The sequence below is a fragment of the Psychrobacter sp. TB55-MNA-CIBAN-0194 genome (genome assembly GCF_040309505.1).
Lineage (GTDB): Bacteria > Pseudomonadota > Gammaproteobacteria > Pseudomonadales > Moraxellaceae > Psychrobacter > Psychrobacter fozii.
Genome location: NZ_JBEOOW010000160.1, coordinates 1 through 283 on the forward strand (window position 1 = coordinate 1; position 283 = coordinate 283).

Genomic DNA, 283 nt, shown 5'->3' on the forward strand with positions numbered 1-283 from the left:
TATCCAACCTGTTCAAACTATGGTAAGCAAGCTCTAGCTTGGTATGGTGTTTGGAATGGGAGTTTACTATTATTAAAACGCATTAGTCGCTGTCATCCATTAGGCGGACATGGAGTTGATTTTGTGCCTCTACCTTTAGCTTCTTATCGCTATCAATACTTGTCCCGTAATCTAGTAGCTCATGGACAGTTTCATGGTTTTTATGTTTATCGAGATAATCATGGCTATGTTACTCGCCTAAATCATATGATGAAATTGACCTAAGACGTAAGCTTTACTAGGC

Annotated in this window: 1 protein-coding gene; it reads left to right on the forward strand. The window is 38.9% G+C overall.

From position 1 onward, the window contains the following. Positions 1-264, forward strand: a 264-nt coding sequence (gene yidD, locus AAEY75_RS14665; protein ID WP_352259975.1) for a membrane protein insertion efficiency factor YidD, incomplete at its 5' end; no start/stop codon positions are given. Positions 265-283: the final 19 nt, after the last annotated feature.